Genomic DNA, 26,809 nt, shown 5'->3' with positions numbered 1-26,809 from the left:
ACCCCCCTACCGGCCGCCCGCCCCGCAGGCACCATAACGGTGCATACGTGTAGAAAAGATTCATGGCGGGATCCGAACGCTCCTCCGGAGCAACCGGCGGCGGGGCGCGGTCCGTGTTCGGGCTGCGCAGCGTCGTGGGGCAGATGTTCGTGCTCCAGCTCGTCGTCGTGGTCCTGCTCGCCCTCGGGGCGATCTTCCTGCTGCTGCTCATGGCCCGGCAGGAGAGCCACCAGGAGGCCGGGAGCCGCTCCCTCGCGCTCGCCGAGGGCTTCGCCCACGCCCCGGGAACCGCCGCGGCCATCGTCTCCCCGGATCCGACCGCCGTGCTCCAGCCGAGAGCGGAGGCCGCCCGCAAGGGCGCCGAGGTGAGCTTCGTGGTGGTGCTGAACCGGCAGGGGATCCGGCTGACCCACCCGCTGCCCGACCGGATCGGCAAGATGACCTCCACCGACATCAAACCGCTGCTGGCCGGGGAGACGGTGGTCGAGGACTGGGTGGGCACGCTCGGACCGCAGGTCAGGGCGTACGTACCGGTGCGCGGGCCGGACGGGACCGTGGTCGGCGCGGTCGGCGCGGGCGTCACCGTCGCCTCCATCCAGTCCGCCGCCCGGGAACAGCTGCCCGCCGTCCTGGGCGCCACGGGCGCCGCGGTCCTGCTGAGCACCGGCGGCGCCGCCCTGCTCAGCAGACGGCTGCTGCGGCAGACCCACGGCCTCGGGCCCACCGAGATCACCCGGATGTACGAACACCACGACGCGGTCTTGCACTCGGTCCGCGAAGGCGTCGTCATCGTGGGCCGCGACGGCCGGCTGCAGCTCGTCAACGACGAGGCCCGGCGGCTGCTCCGGCTGCCGGAGGACGCCGAGGGGCGGGCGGCGGCGGGCCTGGAGCTGCCGCCGGGCATCGCGGATCTGCTGGTGTCGGGCCGGGAGGCCACCGACGAGCTGTACGAAGTCGGGAACCGGACCCTGGCGATCAGTCAGCGCCCCACCGAGAGCACCGAGGACGGCGGCCCCGCGGCGGAGTCCGGGCGGGTGGCGACCGTACGCGACACCACGGAGCTGCTGACGCTGTCCGGGCGCGCCGAGGCCGCCCAGCGGCGGCTGGGCGTCGTCTACGAGGCGGGGATGCGCATCGGCACCACCCTGGACGTCCGGCGCACCGCGCGGGAGCTGGCGGAGACCGCCGTCGGCCGGTTCGCCGACTTCGTCACCGTCGACCTCGTGGACGCGGTGCTGCGCGGCGAGGAGCTGCACGGCGCGGAGCGCGACGTACGCCGGATCGTCGTCGCCGGGGTCCGGGACGGCGCCCCCTTCTACTCGGAGGGCTCCCGTATCGAGCTGGCGCCCGCCACCCCGCAGGCCCGCGCCATGAGCACCGGCCGCCCGGTCCTGAAACCGGTCCTGCGGAACGCCCCCGGCTGGCTGTCCCAGGACCCGGAAGGCGCCCGGCGGCTCCTGGACTACGGGGTCCACTCCCTGCTCGCCGCCCCCCTGCTGGCCCGCGGAACCCTGCTGGGCGTCGTCTGCTTCTGGCGCGCCGGGCCGCGCGAGCCCTTCGACGCGGACGATCTGGCGCTCGCCGAGGAGGTCGCGGCGCGGGCCGCCGTCTCCCTCGACAACGCCCGCCGCTACACCCGCGAGCACACCATGGCCGTCACGCTCCAGCACAGCCTGATGCCGCGCTACCTCCCGGTCCAGGAGGCGGTGGAGGTCGCGTACCGCTATCTGCCCGCGCAGGCAGGCGTCGGCGGCGACTGGTTCGACGTGATCCCGCTGCCGGGCGCCCGGGTCGCCCTCGTCGTCGGCGACGTCGTCGGCCACGGGCTGCACGCCGCGGCGACCATGGGACGGCTCCGTACCGCCGTCCACAACTTCTCCGCACTCGACCTGCCGCCCGACGACATCCTGAGCCACCTCGACGAACTCGTCGACCGGATGGACCAGGAGCGCACCCCCGGCGACGACGGGCCCGACGTGACCGGGGCGACCTGCCTGTACGCCGTGTACGACCCGGTCACCGGGGACTGCGTGATGGCGCGGGCCGGTCATCCGCCGCCCGTGCTCGTCCACCCCGACGGCAGCGTCGTCGTCCTCGACGTACCCGTCTCGCCGCCGCTCGGCACCGGCAGCGGACTCCCCGTCGAAACCGCCCGGTTCACCCTGCCGGAGGGGGCGCGGATCGTGTTCTACACCGACGGTCTGGTCGAACGCCCCGACCGGGACATCGACACCGGGCTCGGCCTGCTGATCGACGCCGTCGCCGGACAGCCGGGCCTCGACCCGGAGGAGACCTGCCGGGCCGTGCTGACCGCACTGCCCGGGGCCCAGCCCCGCGACGACATCGCGCTGCTCGTGGCCCGGATCCACCGGCTCGACCCGGAGCGGATCGCCGAATGGCAGGTCCCCTCCGATACGGCGGCCGTCGCGCCGGTACGGGCCGAGTGCGCCGCCAAACTGCAGGCCTGGGGACTGGAGGAGATCGTCTTCACCACGGAGCTGATCCTCAGCGAACTGATCACCAACGCCATCCGGTACGCCTCCCAGCCCATCACCGTACGGATGATCCACAGCACCTCGCTGATCTGCGAGGTCTTCGACGGCAGCAGTACGGCGCCGCATCTGCGGCGGGCCGCGATCACCGACGAGGGCGGCCGCGGTCTTTTCCTGGTGGCGCAGCTCGCCGACCGCTGGGGCACCCGCTACACGGCCCGGGGCAAGGCGATCTGGACCGAACAGAACCTCCAGGGCCCCGGCGGCGCGCCGTCCGGCGGCCCCGATCTGACGGACGCCCTGCTGGACCACTGGAACCTTTAGCGGACGGGTCACCGGCCCCGCCCCCGGCCCGCGAAACGCCTCGGGGCCGGGCCGGAGCCCGGCCCCGAGGGCCTGTTCGGTCCTGTCAGTCCGGTCTAGTCCTGGTCTCCCAGGTCCCGGCGGCCGAAGCGGCGCTTCCTGCCGAGCTTCCTCGCGACCGGCCAGGGATCACGGACGGAACGCCCGTAGCCCCTCAGCTTGTGCGGCCGGCACAGCCCGCAGCCCTTGCGGCGGCGGTGCGGTGAGTGCGCCATGTCTTCCTCTCCTACGCGCCCCGCCCTGGGGCCGGCGTAGGAGACATCTGTCGCTGTACGGCATGGGCCCACGCTAACAAGGGCCGGGACGGCGGCCCGCCGTCAGGGCAGATGGAAGGGGACGGTGGTGATGACGATCTTCGGAAGGTGGCGCAGGGCGCGGCGCAGACGGGCCGCGGTGCGGCTGTGCAGGAACTGATGCCGCCGGTGCCGGGTGACGATCTCGGGAAGGATCACCGTGAGCGTCAGTTCCGGATTGAGCCGGTGCAGGGTCTCGATGTAGTGCACCAGGGGCGCCACGACGGCCCGGTAGGGGGAGAGGACGGTCTGGAGCGGCAGATGGTCGCCCCACAGACTCCAGTAGGCGCGGAAGCGGCGCTCTTCGTCCTCGGTGGTGCTGATGTGGACGGCAAGTGCGGGCTGTCCGAGGGAGGCGGCGTAGGCGAGGGTCCGCATTCCGGCCAGGTCGAGCGTGGCGACGGCGACCACCGACAGATGGTGGATCTCCCCCGGGATCTCCTCGGCCTCCTCGGGCTCGCCGGTTCTCTCGGCCTTCTCGGCCCTCTCGGCCCTCTCGGCCCTCTTGGCCTTCTTCGCCTCCCGGCCGGCCCGCGGGCCCCCGGCGGGAGTCGCCGGGGCGAGCGGCCCGGCGCCGGTGCGGGCAGGGAGTTCCACAGCGTGCGGACGGAGCCGCAAATAGGCCCGCGCGGCGGTGTAGTGGCTTCTGATCCGGGTGGTGACCAGCAGAAACAACAGAACGGCGATCAGCGCGACCCAGGCACCGGAGGTGAACTTGCCGACCCCGGCGGTCAGCAGGACGAGTCCGGAGAGTACGGCTCCGACGGCGTTGAACACGAGGCTCTTGCGCCAGTGCGGATCGCGCCGCCGCCACCAGTGGACCACCATCCCGCCCTGCGACAGCGTGAAGGCGAGGAAGACGCCGACCGCGTAGAGCGGAATGAGGGCGTCCGTACGGCCTTCGAAGGCGATGTAGACCAGGGCCGCGGCCAGCGACAGCAGCACGATGCTGCGGCTGTAGGCGAGCCGGTCCCCGAGGCGCAGAAAGGCCTTGGGCGCGTAGTCGTCCCGGGCCAGCAGCGACAGCACCCGGGGGAAGTCGTTGTACGCGGTGTTGGCGGCCAGCAGCAGCACCGCGGCCGTCGCCGCCTGGATGTACACGTACATCCAGCCGCCGCCGAAGGAGAGATGGGCCAGCTGGGAGAGCACGGTCTCCCGAGAGTGCGGCACCACACCGGTCAGATGGATCAGTACGACGATCCCCGCGAACATGGCGATCAGCAGTCCGACCATCCAGCTCAGGGTGGTGCGGGCGTTGCGCCACTCCACGGGCCGGAAGGCAGGGACGGCGTTGGAGATCGCCTCGATACCGGTCATCGCGGTGGCGCCGGAGGAAAAGGCCCGGGTGATCAGCAGCAGTCCGACGGCCTCGGTGACCGGCAGCGCGGGCGGCGCCACCGGACGGAACCCGGTCTCGGCGGCGTCCACGAGCCCGGCGCCGATCAGGGCGAACATCGCGATGACGAAGGCGTAGGTGGGGGCGGCGAACAGTGCGCCCGCCTGCCGGATGCCCCGCAGATTCCCGGCCAGGAGGACCACGACGACCAGGACGCCCAGGGGTACGGTCCAGGGGACCAGGCCCGGCAGGGCCGAGGTGATCGCGGCGATCCCGGAGGCGATGGAGACCGCGACCGTGAGGACGTAGTCCGTCATCAGCCCGGCCGCCGCCACCAGTCCCGCGGCCGGTCCGAGGTTGTCGCCCGCGACGATGTAGGAGCCGCCGCCGTGCGGATAGGCCCGGATGGTCTGGCGGTACGACACGCCGACCGCGAGCATCAGGAAGACGATCACGGCGGCGACCGGGAAGGAGTACGCGAGCCCGGCGGCTCCCGCCAGGACCAGGACCGTGAGCATCGCCTCCGGCCCGTACGCCACCGAGGACAGCGCGTCGGCGGAGAGCACCGGCAGCGCCACCAGCTTCCGCATCCGCTCGGTGACGAACGCGGAACTCGCGAGCGGGGCGCCGAGCAGCAGCCTGCGAACCGTCTCGCCCGCACCCGCACCCGCTCCGGCCGTGCCCGCGCTCGCCGGGACCGCCCCGGCCGCGGCCGCGGGCTCCACCGCCCGCCGTCCGCTGAGGGACCGGGCCCGCAGCGGGGAGAGGGGCACCAGCCGCCCGAACCAGGCCGACCCGGCCTCGGCCCGTACCGGAAACGCGCCCAGATCCGGCTCCACCGGCAGCGCCCGGTGCCATACCTCCGGCGGCGACGACACCCGCCCCCAGGCCCGCCCCACCCGGCGCAGGGCCCGGACCTGTTCGTCGCTGAGCCCCGGCAGCACCGCGGCGGGTCCCGGAAGACCTGCGGTGTCACCGCCCGCCCGTTCCTCGGCACCTGTCACACCGGCAAGCGTGGGACACCCGCCCCGCCGGGCACGTCACCGACACCGGCGGATCACCCGGTCACTCGGCCACTCGGTCAGGCGGCCGTCGGAGAAGCCACCGCCGGAAGAGCCACCGCCGGAAAGGCCGTGCCGCCCGCCCCCGTACAGCGGGACGGACGGCACGGCACCACACGTCGTACCGGCGCTACTTACCCCGGTACGCGTCGTACACGGTCACGCTCGCCTTGCCGCCCTTGGTGTCGGCGACCTGGCCCCGCAGCGCCAGGGTCTTCCCCTTGGCCGGGTTCTTGATGGTGACGCTGCCCTTGGTGACGGGCACCCGCTGCCAGGTCTTTCCGCCGTCGTAGGAGACGGAGACCGCGAGGCCCTTCAGCCCCTTGCCGGCCGCGGGTCCCTGGACGGTGACCGGGAAGGTGACCTTGCGGCCCGCCGGAGCGGTGCCGTCCAGCGCCACCGGGGCGCCGAAGCGGACGGTGGACAGAGGCGTCCGCACCAGCTCGTCCGGGGCCGTCTGCGCGCTGCGGAAGGTCCAGGAACCGTCGATACGGGTACCGGCGGAGGAGACGGCCGGGTCCCGCCGCACCGAAGTGGTCAGGGTGTACTGGGCGTCCTCCGGGCCGACGTGGAAACCGTCCTCGCCCTGCAACGCGTCCGCGTTCTCACCGATCTTGGTGGTGCCCCGGTAGAGCGTGGTCTTCGCCGAGGTGAACGCGGAGACGCCCGCGTTGCCCCGGCTGTCGGAGAAGAGCGGTACCTCGGCCCAGAGGGCGTCGTCCCGGCGGAAGACCCCGCTGTACGGGGTCATCAGCGGGGAGTGGACGGCGGTGCCGAGCGTGATGCGGTGGGTCGTGCCGGGCCGGTAGTCCCGTTCCGGGCTGGCGTACCACGTCTCGCCGTAACCCTCGGCGTCGAGCTGCTCCACCTCCACGGACCAGCGGTTCGTCCTGCCGATGGTGGCCGCGTAGTGGGTCCGGGAGCCGGGCAGGGCGTACGGCGGGGTCTCCGAGTCGGACGACCAGCCGTCCAGCCCGTTGACCAGTGTGGAGAGCGCCTTCTTGCCCTTGACGGAGGCGCCCGTCGTCGCGGTGATCTTGGCGAAGTCGGTGGCCTTGAACTTCGTGGTGTGGCCGTTGGAGAGCTGCTTCACCCGGCCGCCCGCGGCGCCGTTGTACTGGATGGCCCCGCGCTCCCACTGGGCGTTGAAGGACTCGTCGATCACGACGCCGGTGGGTCGCTTCGGGCCGAGCTGTCCGACCCGGTAGTGGTCGAAGGAGCCGACCAGTTCGGTGGAGTTGATGAACTGACGGCCGTTGTCGACGGTGTACGAGGAGCGGGCATTGGTCTGCGTGGCCCGGGTGTCCGGGATGCTCATCCGGACGGGCTTGGCGAGGCGCGCGTCGACCTCGACGGTGGTGTTCTTGGTGAGTGACAGCTTGGGGTGGACCAGCCGGTCCTGCGCGGTGGCCGCCCCGACCTGGGTGAGCCGCATGGAGTTGAGGACGTAGTCGCCCTTCGGCAGCCGGTACGTCACGGTGGGCTTGCCGCTGTTGTCGAAGAAGTGCCCCTCCGCGACCCCGGCGAGCTGGGCCGCGTAGCTGATGAAGTCCTTGCTGGGCTTGCCGTCGGACCCCGTGTAGTTGAGGGTCAGATCGTACGATTCGACCTCGCGGTCCACGGCGGCGGTGGTCCGCACGGTCCGGCCGCCCCCGGTCGCGGTGACGGTGGCCGTGTAGGCGCCGTTGTTGTCGCCGCCGATCCGGGTGTCGGCCGTCATCGGCACGGAGACCGTACCGCCTGCGGGGACGGTGACCCGGGTCGCGCCGAGGGTGAAGAATCCGGCCGCGGCGGGCTGCCCCTTCGGGTCGAGACCGCGGACGGCCAGGTCCAGTTCGACGTCCTGGCTGCCGAGGTTGCGGTAGGTGATCTGCTGGGTGACGGGCGTGTCGTCGTCGTGCGGCCACTGTTGGTGGCCGAAGGAGAGGCTGGTCTCGTCGGAGACGACGGTCTGCTCCAGGGCGCGGTCGACGGAGAGCCGGCCGGTGCCCTGCTGGAAGACTCCGTGGCCGCCGTCCTTCGCGGAACCGGTGAGCACGGACTTGATGCGCTCGCCCGTCCAGCCGGGGTTGCGCTGCTTGAGCAGGGCGGCGGCGCCCGCGGCGTGCGGGGTGGCCATGGAGGTTCCGGAGATGGTGAGGTAGCCGGCCGGGTTCTCGCCGAACCGCTGGGCGAGGGCGCTGCCGGGGGCGGAGGCGGCGGTGATGTCGACGCCCGGTCCGGTGAGGTCCGGCTTGGCGCCGCCGTCGCCGATCCGCGGCCCGACGCTGGAGAAGTCGGCCATCTTGTCGGCGTCGTCGACCGCGCCGACGGTCAGGGCGGCGTCCGCGCTGCCCGGGGAGCTGATGGTGCCGGGGAGCGGCCCCTCGTTGCCCGCGGCGATGGCGAAGAGGACCCCCTTCTCCTTCGACACCTTGTTGACATGGGCTTCCAGCAGGTCCACTTCGGGGGTGTCAGCGCCGCCGAGGCTCATGTTGATGATGTCCGCGCCCTGGGCCACCGCCCAGTCGATGCCCGCGAGGACCCCGGAGTCGGAGCCGTTGCCGTAGTCGTCGAGGACCTTGCCGTTGAGCAGCTTGGCCCCGGGGGCGACACCCTTGAACCTGCCGCCCTCCCCGGCACCGGTACCGGCCGCGGTGGACGCGACGTGCGTGCCGTGCCCGTTGCGGTCCTCGGTGTCCGGGGAGTCGGAGAAGTTGGCCTCCCCCTTGACCTGCCCCTTCAGATCGGCGTGGGTCTCGTCCACACCGGAGTCCAGGACGGCGATGGTGACACCCGTCCCGTCGTACCCGGACTGCCACGCCTTCGGGGCGCCGATCTGCGCCACGCTCTTGTCCAGGCTGGCGGTGCGCACGCCGTCCAGCCACACCCGGGCGATCCCGGGCGCGGTCCGCGCCGCCACGGTCCCGTCCGCCTTGCGGGTGAGGGCCTCCCACAGCGCGCCCGCGTCCCGCTCGGGCACGGTCACCGCGTCCGCGTTGAGCGACGGCAGCGACCGCTGCACCGCGGCATCCGCCCGTACCCCCTTGCGGGCGGCCGGACCCGAAGCACCCCCGTACGCGACGATGACCTTCAGCCCCTTGCGGTACGCCCGCCGGCTCTCGGGCGTGCTGAGCGTGGTCACATCGAAGAGCCGCCGGTCGAGCGTCCCCCGCGCGATCAGCTTCTCGGCATCGGCCGGAACGACATAGGTACGTCCCTTTTGGGCCCAGCTCCTGACGGGTATCTTCTCCCGCCCCGGCCCCTGCTCGACGGCGACGACCCGCCCCCGGGCGTCCACCCCGACCCGGTCCCCGGTGATCAGCGTGACCCACCGCATCCCGGCGGCCCCCGGGCTCCCGGCGGTCGTACCCTCGCCGGACTTCCCGGAACCGCCGGTAGCCGCGAAGGCATGCGTACTGGTCAGCCCGGCGGCAAGCGCCGCTGCCGTAACAGCGGCGGTAACGGTCGCCGCCCCACGGCTCTGACGTGTGGTGAAGAACAAGGTGACTCCCTGCCCTGCGGGGTCGGTCGACAAGATGCCGGGAACGGTCCCCGCTCCCCGCTCCTGGCCGGAAAGAGTGGCTGAGAGCGATTCCCGTTGTCCGGGGCCGAGTTGATGGCCGAAACCAGCTCCTCCTCCGGGAGCGGCCCCGAGGACACCGGCGCACCCGTCCAGGGGTGCTCCTTATAGTCTGTCGACCCAAAGAATCGACCCCGGAGTACTCGTTGAAGGACTTTGACCATATGAGCCGACCCGATGGGCGGACCGGGCGGGCAGCGGAGAGAATCGCCGAGCTGATCGAAGGGCGCGGAGGCGATATCTATGGAGCCGAGGAGCAGCCGGAGTCACCGGCCTTCTATTCGAACGCCGCACTGCAGAATCGCCTCAACGATCGACTGGCCGGATACTCCCTGGCCGGACTCCCCCTGAGGACACGGTCGAAGCGGGCCAAGGAAATCGTCTGCCAGGCACTCGGATATGCGATACCCAAGTCTTTCAGGAAGACCCAGCCGCGTTTCCCTGCCGCGAATCTCGACATCTATGTCCAGAAGGCCAACAATCTTCAGATCTGGAACGAGGAAGTCGATCCCGCTCGCCGGTACGCGATCATTCGCCTGGACAGCCAGGACTTCATCACGAGCGTACGGGTTCTGTCGGGTCAGGAGCTGGCCCTGCTCGACACCACCGGAACTCTGACCTCCAAGTACCAGGCAAAGCTGCGATACACCGGGGCGAGCTCGACGCTGGTCAGCGCCGAGGACACCGAGAACTTCACGGACGCCTTCGGGCCGGTGGGTTCCCTCCCGCTGGATACACGGTTCCGCATCTCCCCGGTCGACCGTCCGACGCAGGGTGCCGTCCTCGGGATTTCGGCACTGTACGACAGACTGCGGCAGCTGGAGGGTTACGAATTCACCGACCCCGGCATGGATCAGGAACGCCTGCGCGGAGTGATGCTTCAACAGCGCGTATGCGAACTCCTGGAGCTCTCCACCTACGCCGACGGCGGCCAGTTCCCCGATATCCTCTGCCAGGCACTGGAGGTGAAGCTGCAGCTGTCCCCGACCGTCGACCTCGGTCTTGTGTCACCCGACAGCACCGCGCTCGCCAAAGAAATCGGGCCGACGGTGCAGTACCGGGACAGCCGCTATGCCGTCGTCTACGCCAAGCGGACCGCAGAGAGGACGATCGTGGTCGATTCGGTGGTCGTGACGACGGGGTGCGATTTCTTCACCGCGTTTCAGCGGTTCGAAGGCAACGTGCAGAACAGGAAGCTTCAGATCCATCTGCCGCCGAATTTTTTCGACCTCTGCTAGAAAGACACGGATCGGCATGGTGCCGCCGATGTCGGCTACCATGCGGCGAGTCGGTCAGAAAAGTGATTCCTGGGCCGCGCCGGGCGAGGGGATCTTGCTGTCCGGCTGCTCATCGGATGGAGCACGATCCGGTTCCGCGGAAAAAGCTTCCTCCAGGGCGGATTCGATTCGGGACCGCAACGTCTCCGCAGCCTCCGTCCCCCAAGGGGTCTCAGACAGTTCTCTGGCCAGCCCGATAGCCCGAACGGCTGCCGGATTCGAGGGATCCGGCAGCGGCAGACGGTCGACGTACTGCGTGATCCATCTACGGCTCCCCGAGTACAGCTTGTTTCCACACACGGTGTCGTAGAAGCGCAGGCCCATTTTCGAGTTCCCCACGGCCAGCATCAGGAAGCCGATGTCTTCCGACGGCAGATCGGCGAAACTGATCCAATAGCAGTCCCCGTTGATCACGGATCCCGATGTGTCGAGTGCGAACCTGGCCTCTTCGCTGATGTCCGGGAACACAATCTTCGGCTGCGCCCAGAGGGCCGGCCGCTGGGGAACCCAGATCTCGAACCACTGCCGCCCCCCTTCGACGACGTACTTACGCCCCCGCAGCCTCTCCTCATGCCCCAGGAGATACGCCATCGCCTTGGGGAAGGCGGTCATGGGCAGAAGCTCACGCTTGACCTTTCCAAGATCGTATGGGTAAAGGACGCGAGTCGCTGATTCATTCGAGATGGACCATGGCCGCACACTCCCGTGTGTGACCAGCGGAAGAAGGATTTCGCTCTCGGGCCGCCGATCCGAGGGGAGGTCTTCCCAGTCATCGCCGATAAAGACCGCGTCGGCGGTCGTCTTGATACCGACGCGGGTCTTGGCGATCTCGCCGAAGGTCTTCCAGGTGCCCTCCGCGATCCCGTCGAGCCACTGGGCGCTCTCCTCCGTCCGAAGACCCCAGGGGGCGCCCGATACTCCTCGCGCAAGAGAGCCGGATTCGATCTTGTAGCTCTTTCCCTCGACGGATACGACCCCGGAGGCACCGCTCGTGATGGATTCCAGCACGGATGACACCTCCTTTTCGGCAGCGAGATCCGTCGCCTCGTACACACGGGCGAACCGCGCACCCTCGGAAGCGTCGGCGTCTTCCGTCTTCTTTCCGGCAATCACAACGGCCGGCAGCACGGCCGCCTTGAAAAGCTTTGTATCGCCGAGATCGTAAATCTCGCGCACAGTGAAGTCGGAATCAAGGACACGGCGAATGTTTTCACCGGATTTGGTGGTGAGAAAACGATTCGAACAGAGCAGCGCGAGGGTGCCACTCGAATTCAACAGCCGTGTCGACAGATTCATGAAAGCATGGGTGAGATCCACTCGGCCTTTGAGCCCGAACCGGGCCGCCAGGGCATTACTGAGCTCCGCCCCCAGCACCTGGGTCCGCACATAGGGTGGGTTGGTGATGACCAGATCGAAAAGCCCATAGGCATCGGCGTCTTCGGCCAGCTCCAGAAAATCACCCACATGCACTTTCCCCTGGATGACACCGGACATACGGACTTCCGCCTCGGCCGCCACCGCAGGGTCGAGTTCACAGCCGACCAGCTCCGCGACCTCCCACCCTTCGGCCGAAAGGACGGAATTCGCAGCCAGCAGCAGTTCGCCGTCACCACAGGCGGGGTCAATGATGCGCAGCGAACGCCCGCGCGGCAGCTGATCCACAACCCTCTCGGCCAGGAATTCGGCCAACGCCTGAGGAGTGAAATGCTGCCCGTTTCGCTTTACCCGGTCGAAGGCAGGCGTCGCCATGAAATCCTCGCAGATTCAGTGAATCTTTTGCCGCATGTTACCACGCATGCCATGTATCCCCGGGTCGGTGATCTCCCCGGACAGTCGCCGGCGGCACTGAATTCGCATGGTGATCTAGAACTGATTGATGCACCGGACGGCCGTGGACAAGAAATCCGTGTCCGGTTGAGGCGTGTTCAGGCGCGTGGCGCACACCCGAGGACATGATCCCTGACCAGCGAACCGATCGCCGGGTCGCGCCGTTGAAACGCCTGGATCAGTTCGTCGTGTTCCTCGGCGTAGGACTTGTGGACCGTCCCCAGCCACCGGATCGACAACGCGGTGAGCACTTCGATGCCCAATCCCTCCCAGGTGTGCATGAGCACGCCGTTCCCGGCAGCCTGCACCAGTTCGCGGTGGAAGGCGACGGTGTGCCGAACCTGCTGCGTCCCGTCGTTCGCGCGATCCGCCTCGTACAACGCCGTCACATGCACCTTCAGCAGCGAGCAGTCCTCGGCCAGCCGCCCGACCGCAAGCTCCGCGGCAATCTGCTCCAGCCCTGCCCGTACGAGGTAGCTCTCCTCCAGATCGGCAGCGGTCAGGCTCCGCACGCGCACACCCTTGTAGTGCGAGGACTCGATGAGCCGCAGGCTCTCCAGCTCGCGCAACGCCTCACGCACGGTCGTCTGGCCGACATGGAGCTCTGCCGCGATCCGCCGCTCGACGATCCGCTCGCCGGGCTGCCACCGCCCGCTGAGAATGCCCTCCACGATGTGGGCTCGAATCTGCTCGCGTAGCGAGTGGGAGGCGGGCGGAATCATGGGTGCGCTCCTCGTGACATGTCCGGTGTTTCGACGATACGGCCCCGGCCCCGACGTTCGTCGTCGGCCCGGACCAGCGCCCGTTTCCGACACCGATCACCCATCTGAAATGATACGGCGCCGCATCCGGTTCCTCAGGCAGGTCAATGAGAAGGGGCAAGGGGGCTATTTTAAATGCCCACCACACCGTCCCTTTCGGCACAAGCCAATCCGGCGGCCCCCGCACCCGAACCGAGTGCGTGGCGCGCCGATGATCTCGCTTCCGCCGTCGGCTGTCCCGTCACCCCGGACCCGGCGGCAGCTTCGCCCGTACGGTCAGCCCGCCACCGGGGTTGGAGTGCGCGGTGACGGTGCCGTGGTGGGCGTGCACGATCGACCGGGCGATGGTGATGTTGCGTTCGTTCGTCTCGACGAGCATCGGAACCGGCTCCGCGAACTCTTCGCCGCTGGGGTCGGCGGCGGCGATCTGCAGGACGACGCGGGTGGTGGCCGGCGGAGTGAGCAGTTCGTGCGAGGCGTTGGCCTCGAAGCGCTGGTGCGCGGCGAAGGACTCTTCCAGCCGGGCCGGCATCGTGTCGAACGTGTCGGCGAAGAGGCGGATGGTGTCCCGGAAGTCGTACGTCGGAACGAACCGCATTCCGGCGTAGATCACGGCGACCATCAGCACGGCCGATACGGCGAGGGCCCCGCGAAGCCGAGGAAGAGCCGGGCATGGCTGCTCCGGGTCCGCCCCGGCCGTCCCGGGCCCGGCCGGTGCCGGGGGGACGCGCTCACTCGGTGCCCAGGTAGTAGCCGGCGCTGATCGCCGTGTGCACCAGCCGGGGCTCACCGAGTTTGCGGCGCAGGGTGTACACGACGAGCCGGACCGCGTTGGTGAGTGGATCCGTAGTGGCGTCCCACGCCTTGTCCAGGAGGTATTCGGCGCTCAGTACGCCACCGTCGGCCCGCGCCGCTTCCGGGCGGGACCGACGGGTCGTGCCCCGGGCCCCCGGAGGCGTACCGAGTCGGACGTCCCCCCGGGGCAGGGCCGGGGCCGGCTCTCCCGGTCTCCCGGTCTCCCGGTCCCTCCGGACCCGAAGAGGCCGGTGGACGGCGTTGCGGCACTCACGGCCCCCTGTGTGATACTGCCGTTTTGGTGAATCGGCGACCCCGTCGGGCAGGCCCCGCACGGAGTCGACGGGTCGCTCGCGTCCGTCGTCACGGCGCGTTTCGGTCGTGTTCTGCCCGTGCCTATGAGGGAGATTGCCGCTTTCCATGGCGACTGCACCTGATTCCGCAGCCCCCGGAGAAGCGGGGCACTCCGGCGGTGCCGGCGATGTGCCCGCTGCCGGGACGCGCCCCGTGGGCACGGTGCAGATCGTCGATCACGCCCTCCAGGTGCTCAAGGCCATCGCCGAGGCGGACCGGCCGCGCGGGGTGCGGGAGCTGAGCCGGGATCTGGCGATCAGCAAGAGCTCCGTGCAGCGCATCCTCGTATCACTGGAGCACGAAGGGCTCGCAGTAGCCGACGAGACCCGGAAGTACGTCATCGGGCCCGCCGCCCTCACCCTCGCCTGGAAGCACACGGCCAACAGCGATCTCGTCGGCGCCGCCTCCGGCACCGCGTCCCGGATCGCGGCCATGACGGGGGAGACGGCCTGTGTCTCCACGGTCGTCGACGGGCGCCGGGTCACCGTCTACGAGGCCGAGAGCCCCCAGCCGCTGCGGCTGATCACGGGCGTCGGCCGCCCCTACTCCCTCTTCTCCGGCGCCACCGGCCGGGTCCTGCTGTCGATGCTGCCGAACGAGCGGGTCGATCAGCTGGTGCGCGAGCGCGCGGGGGCGGGCGACGAGCCCGAGTCGGAGTCCGTCGTCAGGGCCCGGATCGACGCCGCGCGCGAGCAGGGGTACGCCGTAAGCCACCAGGAGTGGATCCCGGGCGGCTGCGGAGTGGCCGTGCCCATCGGGACACAGGGCAGCATCGTCGCGGCGCTGAGCATCTACGGGCCCGATGCCCGCCTCACCGACCAGCGGATGGCCGAACTGGTGCCCGTGCTGCGGGCCGCCGCCGCGGAGATCACCGTGCGCTGGCGCCAGCCCGCCTAGGTCGTCTCTTTCGGATCTTGCCGGGCGGTCTCCGAGGATCGGCCCGCGGCGACCCGGGCCCTGCGGCCGGGTGGGGCACCGGATGCGGTGCATCGCAAGGCGGTGAGCACTCGGGCGATTCCGGCAACGCAGCGTGGGGGTACGCCCCCTGGGCTTCGCCCGGGGGTGCCTCCACCCGGGCCGCCGGGCCCGGAGGGAGCGCCGTAGCTGCCGTCGCGGGCCCGGCAAGATCGCCCGGACAGGGCCTGACGGCCCGGGCCGCCCCTCGGGCGCCCGCTTCTTTCCCACCGCCGTACGGCCTCCTGAGCCGTATGGCCGGAACATGATGCCCACATGGCGTGTTCAGCGCTTTCTTTCACCCCATTGACCCACCTCCGCACCCGTGGGTACGTTGTCCCAACCAATCTGGTCCACTGTCCCAGATTGGCCGAGGGGCACATCGGTGGCCGGAATCCGGCCCGGCGGCCCTTCCGTCCGCCACCAGAAAGAGGTGTTGTCCATGATGCTCGGCTGGCGTGCCCGTATTGGGCAGATACGTCCCGCAACGGCCATCGAAGGTGCCGAGGAATGGCGTTCCGTCGCCCCCACCGGCGTTGCCTTCGCCGACGCGCGGACCATCGTCCCCCGCGTCGACGCCGAGGGGCTGAAGGAGATGATGTCCCAGGTCCTGGAGGCGTCCCGGCAGCTGGCCACCGCGAAGGTGGACCTCATCGTTCAGTGCGGCGCCCCCGGCACCTTCATCCCCGGCCCCGGCACCGACGAGAAGGTGACCGCCGAGATCGCGGCGGAGACCGGCATCCCGGCGATCACCATGATGCAGGCGCAGGTGGACGCCCTGCGCGCGGTCGGCGCCCGGTCCGTGGCCGTCGGCAGCATCTACACCGACGAGGTCAACGAGGCGCTGCGGGTCTATCTCACCGCCGTCGGCTTCGAGGTCCCCGTGATCGAAGGCCTCCAGATCACCGACCCCTACGAGGCCAGCGTCCATGACGCCGACAGCGCCTACCGGCTCGGCCGCAGGCTGCACCGGGCCGCCCCCGACGCCGACGCCCTGCTGATCTCCTGCGGCACCTTCCGCACCTTCGAGGTACTGCCCTATCTGGAGCTGGACACCGGAGTGCCGGTCGTCACCAGCAACCAGGCGTCCCTCTGGCGGGCCCTGCGCCATCTCGGCCTGCGCGACGAGATCCCGGCCCTCGGGCGGCTCGGCGCGATCGCCGAGTACTGAGAGCGCCGGCCACCGACTCCCCCCTCCCCCGTATCCGAGGAGAACATCCCGTGCTCGTCGACGCCCTGCAATTCGTCAAGCCCTCCCGCGAACGCTTCGAGGAGTGGCACGCCGCCGGCATCAACGCCATCCACGCCACCGTCGCCATCTGGGAGGACTCCACCGAGACCATGCGCGAAGTGGGCCGCTGGCAGCGCCTGCTCGCCGAGAACGCCGACCTGCTCTGCGAGGGGCGCAGCGCCGACGACATCCGCCGGGCGAAGGAGCAGGGCCGTACCGCCGTCGTCCTGGGCTTCCAGAACAGCAGCCCGTTCGAGGACGACCTGGACCTGGTGGGCGCCTTCCACCAGGCAGGGGTCCGGATCGCCCAGCTCACGTACAACACCCAGAACTCCGCCGGGGCGGGCTGCTGGGAGGGCGAGGACGCCGGGCTCTCGCGCACCTACGGCATCAACCTCATCCGCGAGATGAACCAGGTCGGCATGGTCGTCGACATCTCCCACTGCAACGAGCGCACCTCCCTGGAGGCCATCGCGGCCTCCGAGCGGCCGGTCGCGGTCACCCACGCCAACCCGCGCGCGTTCGTCGGCGAGGACGTCGAACTGGCGCTCCGCAACAAGTCCGACACCGTGCTGAAGCAGACCGCCGAATCCGGTGGGGTGGTCGGTCTGAGCATGTACCCGAGGATCGCCCCGGACGGCGTCGGCTGCACCGTCGACCGCTTCTGCGACATGGTCGCCTACACCGTCGACCTCATCGGCATCGAACACGTCGGCCTCGGCTCCGACTACTACGCGGGCCACGGCGACGAGGAACTGCACTGGTGGCGGCAGGGGCGGTGGAGCCGCAGTCCGATGGTGCCCATCTCCGGCCCGGTCGAGTTCCCCGACTGGTTCGCGGGCGGGCTCGGTTACACGGCGGTACGGGAGCGGCTGCTGGAGCGGGGCTTCACTGCCGCCGAGGTCGAGCGGATCTCCGGCGGCAACTGGGTGGACCTGTTCGAGGACGGCTTCACCGCCGCCTCCCCGGCCTGAGACCCGCCCCCGTGCGCCGAGGTCCGGTACCTCCGGACCGTGCCGGACCGGTGCCTGCCGCGCACCCGACCGGGCGCACCTCGCGCACCCGAACCCCCGCGCGCCGGGACCCGGCCGCAGCACCGAAACCAGGAGGACGAAGCCGGGATGAACCGTTACGACGCAGTCATCGTCGGCGGTGGCCACAACGGGCTGGTGACCGCCGCCTACCTCGGGCGCGCGGGGCTGAAGGTCGCGCTCCTGGAATCACGGCCGGGGCTCGGCGGGCCCTGCGGGGCGTACGAGTTCCTGCCCGGCCGCCGGCTCTCCTTCACGAACTCGCCCGGTTCGCTCAATCCGGCCGTGGTCGCCGAACTGGAACTCGCCCGGCACGGACTGCGGTTCGTGAGGGTGGATCCGACCGTGGTCCACCGGTTCGACGAAGGCTGCTTCATCGGCTGGCGGGACCCCGCCCGGGTCGACGCGCAGCTGGACGCCTTCGCCCCCGGCGAGGCCGCCCGCTACCGCGCCCTGATCGGCGGGCTGGAGCGGCTGGGCGCCCGGCTCGGGGTCCGTCTCGACACTCCGCCGCCCGGACTCTCCACCCTGAAGAAACGTTTGTCCGATCCGGCGGACCTCCGCCTCTTCGACGCGGTCTTCGAGGGCGGTCTGACCGGCCTGCTCGACGCCCACCTCCGCACCGACCGGGCCAAGGCGCTGCTCATGCTGCTCGCGCTCAACGCCCAGCTCGTACCGCCGTCCGCGCCGGGCAGCGCCGTGGGGCTGATGATGCGGCCTTTCGCGCTGGCCGCCGGAGCGGAACCCGACGGCGCCGCACGTCTCGCGCTGCGCGGCTCCACCGGGCTGCCGGTCGGCTCGATGAGCGCCATCGTCGACGCCCTGGCCGGGGCCTGCCGGGCGCACGGCGTGGAGCTGCGGACCGGCACCCCGGTGGCCCGGGTGCTGCACGGGCCCGACGGGGTACGGGGCGTCGTCACCGCCACCGGCGAGGAGTTCACCGCCCGGCGGGTGATCTCCACGGTCAACCCGCACCACCTCTTCCGCGATCTGCTGGACGCGGAGGCCATGGACCCCGGGATCCGTACCGCCGTCCTCGGCAAGCCGATGCGCGGCTCCGCCTTCAAAGTGGTCCTGGAGGTCGACGCCCTGCCGCCGTACGCGGGGTTGCCCGAAGGCACCGACCCCGAGGCGGTGCGCGCCTGCCAGTTCCGGTTCGGCTCCTCACCGGGGTCCATCGAAGCGGCGATCACCGCCGCGCTGGCGGGCCGCACCGGCGACGAGATCCTGATGTGGGGGCTGACACCGACCCTCACCTCCCCCGGGCTCACCCCCGGCGGCACCCATCTGATCAGCATCAACGCCTGGCACGCGCCCTACCACCCGCACGACGGCCCCTGGGACGCCGAACGGACGGAGCGGTTCGGGCGGCGCTGTATCGAACAGCTCGGCCTGCTGATGCCGGGCCTCGCCGACCGGATCGTGGACCACCGCTTCATGAACCCCGTGGAGATGGCGGCCGAACTCGGCCTGGAAGGCGGCAACATCACCCACGGGGACATGCTTCCCACCGAACTCTTCGGCACCCGCCCGCACCCCGCCCTCGCCGCCTACCGCACCCCCCTCGCCGGCTTCTACACCGGCGGCAGCGGGACCTGGCCGGGCGGCTACGTCACCGGTACGCCCGGCAGGAACGCAGCCGCCGCCGTCCTGCGCGATCTCCACCACCCGCCCGCGGACCCGCGCCCATCCGTACTCGAACAAAGGCCGCACCCATGAGGTTCTCCCGCCCGACCGGGCCACCGGGACCGGCCGGCGCCGGCGTGCGCCGCGCCCTGGCCCCCCTCGTCGCCACCGCAGTCCTGCTCACCGGCGCGCTCGCCGGCTGCGCTTCGCCGCCCTCCTTCGGCCGCGACCGGGACACCCTGGTCGTCGGCGCCGAGGGCGAGATCCCCGTACTCGACCCCCAGCGGCTCTCCGGCACCGTGGGACTGCGGGTCGTGGACGCCCTCTTCGACCCGCTGATCCGCGAGGACCTCGCCACCAGGACCGACCGGGCCCCCGCGCTGCGCCCCGCCCTGGCCACCTCGTGGAAGGTGTCCCCGGACGCCCTCACCTACACCCTCGCCCTGCGCGAGAACGTCACCTTCACCGACGGCACCCCCTTCGACGCCGAGTCCGTGAAGCTGAACTTCGACCGGATCTCCGTCAAGGAGTCACCGGTCTACGACGCCACCGCCGCGGGCAACATGAAATTCCTGACCCGCTGGATCGACCGGGTCGAGGTCCGCGGCCCGCACACCGTCGCCCTGCGCCTCACCAAGCCGTACACCGGACTGCCCCGCGTGCTCACCGACCGCCGGATGTCCCTCATCAGCCCCGCGGTACTGCGCGCCCACGCGCCGGACGACGTCGGCCTGCACCCCGTCGGCACCGGCCCCTTCCGCCAGCACCGCGCCGACCACGGCAAACGGGTCGAGCTGAAGCGCAACACGGCGTACTGGGGAGGGGTTCCCAGGACCCCGTCCATCATCGTCGAATCGGTCAGCGATCCGACCACCCTCGCCATCGCCGCCCAGACCGGCGAGGTGGACGCCATCCTCAGCGCGGGCGCCCAGCAGGTGCGTCAGCTCGCCGGGCAGGACACCATGACCGTCCAGTACCCCGAGCCCGCCAACCAGTACTTCCTGCGGCTCAACACCCGTACCGCCCCCACGGACAACGCGCTCTTCCGCCGGGCCCTCAACCACGCCGTGGACCGGGAGGCCATCGCCACCCTCACCGCGGACCAGGTCGTCCCGTCGCACGGCCCGCTGCCCCTCGGCAACGAGGCCTACCGGCAGGCCCCCGCCAACACCGCTGACACCACCGGGACCGGCGGGAACAGCGGGAAAACCGGCACCGGCGGCTACGCCCACGACCCCGCCCTCGCCAAGCGGCTGATCGCCGAGAGCGGGGTGCGCACCCCCGTGACGCTCCGGCTCCTCGCGCCCGACAGCGGCCCCGGCTTCTCCCAGGCCACCGAGATCATGTCGCTGATCCAACAGGACCTCAAAAAGGTCGGCGTCCGGCTGGACGTCCAGTACATGGAGTTCGCCTCACTCGTCGCCGAGGAGGGCGGCGGATACAAGAACGGCGTCCACGGCTCCTTCAACGGCTGGACCACCGGTGCCGACTCCGGCGACTTCCTGGAGCGGATGTTCAGCGGGGAACTGCACCCGCCCAACGGTGTCAACCGGGGCTGGTACCGCAACCCCGCCGTCGACACCCTCCTCGACCGGGCCCGCGCCGAACCCGCGGAGGAGACCCGGATGGAGCTCTACCGCCGGGCGGCCGACACCATCACCGGCGATGCGCCCTGGGTCTTCCTCTACCAGGACCGGCTGCCCCGGCTGCTCAGCCTCAAGGTCGAGGGCGTCACCGCGGCGCCGTCCGTCTACATCGACTACACCACCATCCGCCGCGGGTGAGGAGGAGGTCCCCGTCATGAACGCCACTGCGGCACCCGTGCCCCGCACCGTGTCCCGGCCCCGTCTGCGCGAACGACTGCGCGAACGGCTGCGCGCGGCCGGCGGCGGCAACGCCACCACGGCCATCGGCGGCGGCATCGTCGCCCTGACCGTGCTGGTCGCCCTGCTCGCCCCCTGGACAGCCCCCGCCGACCCGCTCGCCACCGATCCGTCGGCCATCGGCCTCGCCCCCTTCAGCGGCGGCCATCTCCTCGGCACCGACGAGGTCGGCCGGGACATCCTCAGCCGGCTGATGCACGGCAGCAGGCTCGCCCTGCTCGTCGCGGTCGTGCCCACCCTGATCGCGCTGCTGATCGGCGGTCTCATCGGCCTGGTCTCCGGCTATGCCGGCGGCTGGCTGGACAGCGTCCTGATGCGCGTCTTCGACGTGATGTTCTCCTTCCCCGGCATCCTGCTCGCCCTCGGCATCGGCGTCGCCCTCGGCCCCGGTCTGACCTCCATGGTGATCGCCATGGTCGTGGTCACCGTCCCCGAGTTCGGCCGGATCGTCCGCGGCAGCGTCGTCTCGCTGCGCCAGGAGCAGTACGTGGAGGCCGCCGCCGTACTCGGCTACCGGCACCGCCGGATCGCCCTGCGCCATATCGTCCCCAACCTCCTCGGCGGGCTGACCGTCTTCGCCACCCTCCAGACCGGACGGAACGTCATCCTCGGCGCCAGCCTCGCCTTCCTCGGCCTGGGCGCCCAGCCGCCCGCCCCCGACTGGGGGCAGATGCTCAGCGGCGGCCGTGCCCTGCTGGTCACCTCACCGCATGTGGCGACCATCCCGGGCCTGGTCATCGTCGTCCTGGCGATCGGCTTCAACCTGCTCGGGGACGGCGTACGGGACCGGCTCGACCCGCGCAGCCGGAGCCGGTCATGAGGGCCGCCCGCCGCACCCGCGGCCCCGTCACCGACACCAGCCCAGGAGGGGCGCCATGCTGACCTTCACCCTGCGCCGGGCGCTCCAGATGATCCCCGTCGTCCTCGGGGTGACCGTCGCCACCTTCGCGCTCGGCCAGATCATCCCCGGCGACCAGGCGACCGCCCTGCTCGGCCCCACCTCGTCCGAGGAGGACCGGCAGGCGCTCCGCGCCGATCTGGGGCTCGACGAGCCCGCGGTCTCCCGCTACTTCACCTATCTCGGCAACCTCTTCGGCGGCGACCTCGGCCGCTCCCTCTCCTTCGGCCGCCCCGTCTCCGAGGTCATCTCCGAACGGCTGCTCAACACCTTCCTGCTGTCCGGGACCGCGATCGTCGTCGCCGCCGTCGCCGGGGTCGCCATCGGCACCTGGGCCGCCATGAAGCCGGGCTCCGCGCGGGACCGGGGACTGACCGTCGGGGTGCTCTTCCTCAACTCCGTACCGTCGTTCTGGTTCGGGCTCGTCCTCATCGTGGTCTTCTCCCTCCAGCTCCGGATGCTGCCCGCCACCGGAATGACCTCCATCGGCGGCGGGGGCGGGGTCCTGGACGTCCTGGCACACATGGTGCTCCCGGTGATCACCCTGTCGGCCTGGTCGCTCGCGGTGATCGCCCGGATGACCCGCTCGGCCGTCCTGGAGGTCATCGGCAACGACTACGTCCGCACCGCCCGCTCGCGCGGGGTCGGCGAACTCCGTGTCGTCACCCGCCATGTGCTGCCCAACGCGATGCCCTCCGTCGTCACCGTCATCGGGCTCCAGGCCGGATTCCTGCTCAGCGGGGCGGTCCTCACGGAGACGGTGTTCTCCTGGCCCGGTATCGGACTCGCGCTGCACCAGGCCATCTCCACCCGGGACATCCCCCTCGTCCAGGGCGGAATCCTGATGATCGCCATCGCCTTCGTCCTCATCAACTTCCTCGTCGACGTGGTCCAGGCGTACTTCAACCCCAAGATCAAACTCGCGTAGCGGGAGGCACCACCGTGTCCGTCCTCGAAGTGGAACATCTCAGGGTCGCCTATCCCGACCGCACCCGCCCGGCCCCCTCAGCAGCCGCCGGACCGGGCCCCGCACCGGGCCGGGTGGAGACCGTCCGCGACGTCTCGTTCCAGGTCGCCGAAGGCGAGTCCCTCGGCGTGGTCGGCGAGTCGGGCTGCGGCAAAAGCCAGACCATGCTGGCCGTCCTCGGTCTGCTCGGCCACGAGGGCGCCGAGGTGCACGGCCGGATCACCTTCGACGGCCGCGATCTGACCGGGCTGCGCCCGAAGCAGTTCCGGGAGGTACGGGGCAGCGGTATCGCCCTGGTCTCGCAGGACGCCCTGTCCGCGCTCAACCCGGCCATGACCATCGGCGCGCAGATGGCCGAGCCCCTCGTCCGCTACGACGGCCACAGCCGCCGGGCCGCCCGGGACCGGTGTGCCGAACTCCTGGACCTGGTCGGCATCCCCGGCGCCCGCGACCGGCTCGCCAACTACCCGCACGAACTCTCCGGCGGAATGCGCCAGCGGGTCCTCATCGCCATGGCGGTCAGCCGCGAGCCCCGGCTGCTGATCGCCGACGAGCCCACCACCGCCCTGGACGTCACCATCCAGGCCCAGGTGCTCGGCCTGATCGACCGCCTCCGCCGCGAACTGCGCATGGCGCTCGTCCTGATCACCCACGATCTGGGCGTGGTCGCCGGGGTCACCGACCGGATCGCGGTCATGTACGGCGGCCGGATCGTCGAGACCGCGCCCACCACCGCGCTGTTCGACGCCCCCGGCCACCCCTACACCCGTGCCCTGATGGCCGCCGTCCCCCGGATGGACCGCCGGGTGGACCGGCTCCCCGCCATCCCGGGCTTCCCGCCCCACCCGTCGGACCCGCCCCCCGGCTGCGCCTTCCAGCCGCGCTGCGGCGAGGCCCGCCCCGACTGCGGCGACGCCGTCCCCGAACTCCGCCGCCTGCCCGGGGCGCATGCCGCGCACACGGTCCGCTGTCCGTACCCCGCGTCCGCCGCCGACGCGCCGCATCCCGCAGGAGCACCCGTATGAGCGCCCGCCCGAGCAGAGAGACGACCGGCGACGGCCCGCCCCTTGCCGGCACCGGCACAGAAACCGGCACGGAAACCAGCACGGGAACCAGCACCAGCACCGGCACCGGCACCGGCACGGCCATCGGCACGGAATCCGGCGCCCGCCCCCCGGACGCCGTCACCGTCGAGGACCTCCGGGTCCACTTCCCCCTGCGCACCGGAGTGCTGCGCCGGGTGACCGGTACCGCCCGCGCCGTGGACGGGGTCTCCTTCACCGTCCCGGCCCGTTCCATCACCACCGTGGTCGGGGAGAGCGGCAGCGGCAAGACCACCACCGGACGCGCCCTGGTCGGCCTCTCCCCGGTCGCCGGCGGGCGCATCCTCATCGAGGGCCGCCCCCTGGACCGGCTCCAGGCCGACCGGTCGCTGCCGCGCGTCGCCCAGATCGTCCACCAGGACCCGTACGCCAGTCTCAACCCCCGGATGACGATCGGCGCGATGATCCGCGAGGTCGTCCAGGTCCACCGCACGGTCCCCCGCGACCGGACCGCCGACCGCGCCGCCGAACTCCTCGCCCAGGTCGGCCTCGCCCCCGAACTCGCCGACCGCTACCCGCACGAACTCTCCGGCGGCCAGCGCCAGCGCGCCGCCATCGCCCGCGCCCTGGCCGTCGAACCCCGCTTCATCGTCTGCGACGAGATCGTCTCCGCCCTCGACGTCAGCGTGCAGGGCCAGATCGTCAACCTCGTCAAGGATCTGTGCCGGGACAGCGAGGTCAGCTTCCTGTTCATCTCCCACGACATGAGCGTGGTCCGGCATCTGTCGGACCGGGTCGTGGTGATGTACGGCGGGCGGGTGATGGAGAGCGGGCCGTGCGCCGAGGTGTTCGACACGCCCCGCCACCCGTACACCCACTCCCTGCTGGCCGCCGTGCCCGTACCCGACCCGCGGGCCCCGGCCCCCGGCACCGGCGCGGCGGCCCGGCCCCGCGCCGAACCGCCGGACCCGGCCGACCCGCCGCCGGGCTGCCGTTTCCAGCGGGCCTGCCCCTTCGCGACGGAGGTGTGCCGCACCGAGGCGCCGCCGCAGACCGCCGTACCGGCCGGAACCGCCGAAGGCACAGCAGCCCCGGAGCACACCGTGGCCTGCCACCACCACGACACACCCGGCGTACGGGCCGCGCTCACCGCGCCCGCCGAACGCACCACCGAGAGGACCACGACACCATGACCCCGACCACCGCCGGCGGCCCGGCGGCAGCGCCCCCGCCCGCGTCCCCGTCCCCCGGGACCACGCCCCTGTCCGAGTGGACCTCGTTCACCGGGGACCGCCGGTCGGCCCCCGGCGGCAGCGAGGTCCCGCTCCTGGACCCGGCGACCGGCGCCCGCTGGGGCACCGCCTGGCAGGACCCGGCGGCCGTCGACCGGGCGGTGGCCGCCGCCCGCGGCGCGCTGCGCTCCCCGTCCTGGGCGGGACTGCCCCAGCACGCCCGTGCCGATCTGCTGTACCGCCTCGGGGATGTGCTCGCCGCCCACGGCGACGAACTCGCCGCCCTGGAGACCCGCGCCAACGGCAAGCCCCTCACCGCGACCCGCGGCGAGGTGGCGGCGCTGGTGCGCTGGTACCGCTACTTCGCGGCCGTCGCAGAGACCCTGGAGGACCGCTCCCGCGCCCTGAGCGCCACCGCGAGCGCGGTGATCCGCGAGGAGCCGCTCGGGGTGGTCGCCGCGCTGACGCCGTTCAACGGCGCGCTGTCCCTGGGCTCCTGGAAGCTGGCGCCCGCTCTCGCCGCGGGCAATACGGTCGTCCTGAAGCCGCCGCCCCAGGCCCCGGCCTCCTCGGTCCGGCTGGCCGAGCTGGCGCTGGAGGCGGGCTTCCCGCCCGGCGTCGTCACCACCGTCATCGGCGGTGCGGCGGAGGCCCGGCGGCTGACCGAGCATCCGGACGTCGCCATGGTCACCTTCACCGGCAGTACGGCCGTCGCCCGGGTCCTCGGGGCGCTCGCCGCGGCCCGGATGAAGCGTTTCGTCTGCGAGGCGGGCGGGAAGTCCGCCCATCTGGTCTTCGCGGACGGTGATCTCGACGCGGCCGTCACCGCCGCCCGGCAGGGCGCTTTCTCCGCCGCCGGTCAGACCTGTGTGGCGGGATCGCGGCTGCTCGTCGAGGAGTCCGTGTACGACGAGTTCCTGGCCCGTTTCGCCGCCTCGGTGGAGGGGCTGCGGGTCGGTGACCCGCGCGATCCGGGGACCCACGTCGGCCCGCTCGCCTCGGCGGCGGCGCTGGAACGGGTGGAGTCGTACGTCGCGGGCGCGGTACGGGACGGCGCCCGGGTGCTGACGGGTGGACAGCGCCCCGACAACGACGGCGGTTTCTGGTACCGGCCCACGGTCCTGGCCGGTGTGCGCGCCGATATGGCGGTGTGCCGGGAGGAGATCTTCGGGCCGGTCGCCACCGTCCAGTCCTTCTCCGGCGAGGACGAGGCGGTCGCGCTCGCCAACTCCCTGGAGTACGGGCTCGCCGCGGGCCTGTGGACCCGGGACGCGAGCCGGGCCCACCGGGTCGCGTCCCGGCTGGAGGCCGGGGTGGTGTGGGTCAACACCTACCGGCTGCTGCACTGGTCCGTCCCGTTCGGCGGCCACAAGCAGTCCGGGCTCGGCCGGGAGAACGGCGTGGAGGCCGTACGCGAATTCCTCCAGACCAAGTCGGTGGTGACGGAACACGGCACCCCCGCGGACCCCTTCGCCCACTGACCCCCTGGCTGCCCCCCTCAAGAACGCGAGGACATCATGGAATTCCTGGTCAACATCCGCATCGGATGGCCCGAGGACATGGACCCGGACCGTAAAGAAGCGGTCTCCACCGCCGAGCGCGCACATGCCGCCGAACTGGCCGCCGCCGGTCATCTGGTCCGTATGTGGCGGGTGCCCGGCCGTACCGAGAACTGGGGCCTGTGGCGGGCCGCCGACCCCACCGAACTGCACGCGATCATCTCCTCCCTCCCGGTCTGGCCGTGGATGGACGTCACCGTGCACGCCCTGGCCGCCCACCCGGTGGACCCGGGGCCCCCACGCGCCGCGGGCGCCTGAGCCCCG

General features: G+C 71.3%; 19 protein-coding genes and 1 pseudogene. 13 read left to right on the top strand and 7 right to left on the bottom strand.

Annotated elements, in window-relative coordinates; all coding sequences use genetic code 11:
• The first annotated feature begins 62 nt into the window (after positions 1–62).
• Complete coding sequence (locus B7R87_RS18270) at positions 63–2,816, top strand: SpoIIE family protein phosphatase (protein ID WP_006347594.1); 2,754 nt, start codon at positions 63–65, stop codon at positions 2,814–2,816.
• Between the two features lie 95 nt (positions 2,817–2,911).
• Here B7R87_RS18270 and B7R87_RS33135 read toward each other — a convergent pair whose 3' ends face one another.
• The 3 genes from B7R87_RS33135 to B7R87_RS18260 all read right to left on the bottom strand — a co-directional run bounded on the left by B7R87_RS33135 (position 2,912) and on the right by B7R87_RS18260 (position 8,864).
• Entirely contained in the window at positions 2,912–3,070 is a 159-nt protein-coding gene (locus B7R87_RS33135) for a hypothetical protein (RefSeq protein ID WP_006347595.1), read from the bottom strand.
• 102 nt (positions 3,071–3,172) lie between these two features.
• Positions 3,173–5,428 (bottom strand): APC family permease, encoded by a 2,256-nt coding sequence (locus B7R87_RS18265; RefSeq protein WP_130585011.1) that lies wholly within the window; start codon positions 5,426–5,428, stop codon positions 3,173–3,175.
• 247 nt (positions 5,429–5,675) lie between these two features.
• On the bottom strand, positions 5,676–8,864 hold the full coding sequence (locus B7R87_RS18260) for a S8 family peptidase (RefSeq protein ID WP_006347598.1): 3,189 nt from the start codon (positions 8,862–8,864) through the stop codon (positions 5,676–5,678).
• A gap of 407 nt (positions 8,865–9,271) precedes the next feature.
• On the opposite strand from B7R87_RS18260, the gene B7R87_RS18255 reads away from it, so the two are divergent.
• Positions 9,272–10,345, top strand: a complete 1,074-nt coding sequence (locus B7R87_RS18255) for a hypothetical protein (RefSeq protein ID WP_006347599.1) — start codon at positions 9,272–9,274, stop codon at positions 10,343–10,345.
• Positions 10,346–10,399: 54 nt separating this feature from the next.
• Here B7R87_RS18255 and B7R87_RS18250 read toward each other — a convergent pair whose 3' ends face one another.
• From B7R87_RS18250 to B7R87_RS18235, 4 genes and pseudogenes are all read right to left on the bottom strand, one after another.
• Positions 10,400–12,133: an Eco57I restriction-modification methylase domain-containing protein gene (locus B7R87_RS18250; protein ID WP_006347600.1), complete on the bottom strand. Its 1,734-nt coding sequence runs from the start codon at positions 12,131–12,133 to the stop codon at positions 10,400–10,402.
• Positions 12,134–12,309: 176 nt separating this feature from the next.
• Positions 12,310–12,933 carry a GntR family transcriptional regulator gene (locus tag B7R87_RS18245; RefSeq protein ID WP_006347601.1) on the bottom strand — a complete coding sequence of 208 codons (624 nt, stop codon included), beginning with the start codon at positions 12,931–12,933 and terminating at the stop codon, positions 12,310–12,312.
• 280 nt (positions 12,934–13,213) lie between these two features.
• Positions 13,214–13,600, bottom strand: coding sequence for an ATP-binding protein (locus B7R87_RS18240; RefSeq protein WP_006347602.1), 387 nt, complete (start codon positions 13,598–13,600; stop codon positions 13,214–13,216).
• Between the two features lie 103 nt (positions 13,601–13,703).
• Positions 13,704–13,880: pseudogene (locus tag B7R87_RS18235) on the bottom strand (helix-turn-helix domain-containing protein); the annotation flags it as partial.
• Between the two features lie 307 nt (positions 13,881–14,187).
• Between B7R87_RS18235 and B7R87_RS18230 the strand changes: the two are divergent.
• The 11 genes from B7R87_RS18230 (at position 14,188) to B7R87_RS18180 (ending at position 26,803) form a co-directional block, all read left to right on the top strand.
• Positions 14,188–15,018, top strand: coding sequence for an IclR family transcriptional regulator (locus B7R87_RS18230; RefSeq protein ID WP_040915206.1), 831 nt, complete (start codon positions 14,188–14,190; stop codon positions 15,016–15,018).
• A 499-nt stretch (positions 15,019–15,517) separates the two neighbouring features.
• Positions 15,518–16,246: a maleate cis-trans isomerase family protein gene (locus B7R87_RS18225; protein WP_006347605.1), complete on the top strand. Its 729-nt coding sequence runs from the start codon at positions 15,518–15,520 to the stop codon at positions 16,244–16,246.
• 50 nt (positions 16,247–16,296) lie between these two features.
• Positions 16,297–17,280 carry a dipeptidase gene (locus tag B7R87_RS18220; RefSeq protein WP_006347606.1) on the top strand — a complete coding sequence of 328 codons (984 nt, stop codon included), beginning with the start codon at positions 16,297–16,299 and terminating at the stop codon, positions 17,278–17,280.
• 147 nt (positions 17,281–17,427) lie between these two features.
• Complete coding sequence (locus B7R87_RS18215) at positions 17,428–19,056, top strand: phytoene desaturase family protein (protein WP_006347607.1); 1,629 nt, start codon at positions 17,428–17,430, stop codon at positions 19,054–19,056.
• Positions 19,053–20,747 (top strand): ABC transporter substrate-binding protein, encoded by a 1,695-nt coding sequence (locus B7R87_RS18210; RefSeq protein ID WP_006347608.1) that lies wholly within the window; start codon positions 19,053–19,055, stop codon positions 20,745–20,747. The genes B7R87_RS18215 and B7R87_RS18210 overlap by 4 nt, the downstream gene beginning before the upstream one ends.
• A 16-nt stretch (positions 20,748–20,763) precedes the next feature.
• Positions 20,764–21,666 (top strand): ABC transporter permease, encoded by a 903-nt coding sequence (locus tag B7R87_RS18205; RefSeq protein ID WP_006347609.1) that lies wholly within the window; start codon positions 20,764–20,766, stop codon positions 21,664–21,666.
• 55 nt (positions 21,667–21,721) lie between these two features.
• Positions 21,722–22,672 carry an ABC transporter permease gene (locus B7R87_RS18200; RefSeq protein WP_006347610.1) on the top strand — a complete coding sequence of 317 codons (951 nt, stop codon included), beginning with the start codon at positions 21,722–21,724 and terminating at the stop codon, positions 22,670–22,672.
• A gap of 14 nt (positions 22,673–22,686) precedes the next feature.
• Positions 22,687–23,736 (top strand): ABC transporter ATP-binding protein, encoded by a 1,050-nt coding sequence (locus B7R87_RS18195; RefSeq protein WP_006347611.1) that lies wholly within the window; start codon positions 22,687–22,689, stop codon positions 23,734–23,736.
• On the top strand, positions 23,733–24,947 hold the full coding sequence (locus B7R87_RS18190; protein WP_130584957.1) for an oligopeptide/dipeptide ABC transporter ATP-binding protein: 1,215 nt from the start codon (positions 23,733–23,735) through the stop codon (positions 24,945–24,947). The genes B7R87_RS18195 and B7R87_RS18190 overlap by 4 nt, the downstream gene beginning before the upstream one ends.
• Positions 24,944–26,467, top strand: a complete 1,524-nt coding sequence (locus tag B7R87_RS18185; protein ID WP_130584958.1) for an aldehyde dehydrogenase family protein — start codon at positions 24,944–24,946, stop codon at positions 26,465–26,467. The genes B7R87_RS18190 and B7R87_RS18185 overlap by 4 nt, the downstream gene beginning before the upstream one ends.
• Before the next feature lie 36 nt (positions 26,468–26,503).
• Positions 26,504–26,803, top strand: coding sequence for a muconolactone Delta-isomerase (locus B7R87_RS18180; RefSeq protein ID WP_006347614.1), 300 nt, complete (start codon positions 26,504–26,506; stop codon positions 26,801–26,803).
• Positions 26,804–26,809 lie beyond the last annotated feature (6 nt).

The organism is Streptomyces tsukubensis, from assembly GCF_003932715.1.
Taxonomy (GTDB): Bacteria; Actinomycetota; Actinomycetes; order Streptomycetales; family Streptomycetaceae; genus Streptomyces; species Streptomyces tsukubensis.
This window is presented reverse-complemented; position numbering and strand designations above follow the sequence as displayed.

What these genes read in the sequence shown, in the direction of transcription:
- B7R87_RS18270 (WP_006347594.1), top strand. Translation starts at nt 63, where the DNA reads ATGGCGGGATCCGAACGCTCCTCCGGAGCAACCGGCGGCGGGGCGCGG.
- B7R87_RS33135 (WP_006347595.1), bottom strand. Translation starts at nt 3,070, where the DNA reads ATGGCGCACTCACCGCACCGCCGCCGCAAGGGCTGCGGGCTGTGCCGG.
- B7R87_RS18260 (WP_006347598.1), bottom strand. Translation starts at nt 8,864, where the DNA reads ATGCGGTGGGTCACGCTGATCACCGGGGACCGGGTCGGGGTGGACGCC.
- B7R87_RS18255 (WP_006347599.1), top strand. Translation starts at nt 9,272, where the DNA reads ATGAGCCGACCCGATGGGCGGACCGGGCGGGCAGCGGAGAGAATCGCC.
- B7R87_RS18250 (WP_006347600.1), bottom strand. Translation starts at nt 12,133, where the DNA reads ATGGCGACGCCTGCCTTCGACCGGGTAAAGCGAAACGGGCAGCATTTC.
- B7R87_RS18245 (WP_006347601.1), bottom strand. Translation starts at nt 12,933, where the DNA reads ATGATTCCGCCCGCCTCCCACTCGCTACGCGAGCAGATTCGAGCCCAC.
- B7R87_RS18230 (WP_040915206.1), top strand. Translation starts at nt 14,188, where the DNA reads ATGGCGACTGCACCTGATTCCGCAGCCCCCGGAGAAGCGGGGCACTCC.
- B7R87_RS18225 (WP_006347605.1), top strand. Translation starts at nt 15,518, where the DNA reads ATGATGCTCGGCTGGCGTGCCCGTATTGGGCAGATACGTCCCGCAACG.
- B7R87_RS18215 (WP_006347607.1), top strand. Translation starts at nt 17,428, where the DNA reads ATGAACCGTTACGACGCAGTCATCGTCGGCGGTGGCCACAACGGGCTG.
- B7R87_RS18210 (WP_006347608.1), top strand. Translation starts at nt 19,053, where the DNA reads ATGAGGTTCTCCCGCCCGACCGGGCCACCGGGACCGGCCGGCGCCGGC.
- B7R87_RS18205 (WP_006347609.1), top strand. Translation starts at nt 20,764, where the DNA reads ATGAACGCCACTGCGGCACCCGTGCCCCGCACCGTGTCCCGGCCCCGT.
- B7R87_RS18200 (WP_006347610.1), top strand. Translation starts at nt 21,722, where the DNA reads ATGCTGACCTTCACCCTGCGCCGGGCGCTCCAGATGATCCCCGTCGTC.
- B7R87_RS18190 (WP_130584957.1), top strand. Translation starts at nt 23,733, where the DNA reads ATGAGCGCCCGCCCGAGCAGAGAGACGACCGGCGACGGCCCGCCCCTT.
- B7R87_RS18185 (WP_130584958.1), top strand. Translation starts at nt 24,944, where the DNA reads ATGACCCCGACCACCGCCGGCGGCCCGGCGGCAGCGCCCCCGCCCGCG.
- B7R87_RS18180 (WP_006347614.1), top strand. Translation starts at nt 26,504, where the DNA reads ATGGAATTCCTGGTCAACATCCGCATCGGATGGCCCGAGGACATGGAC.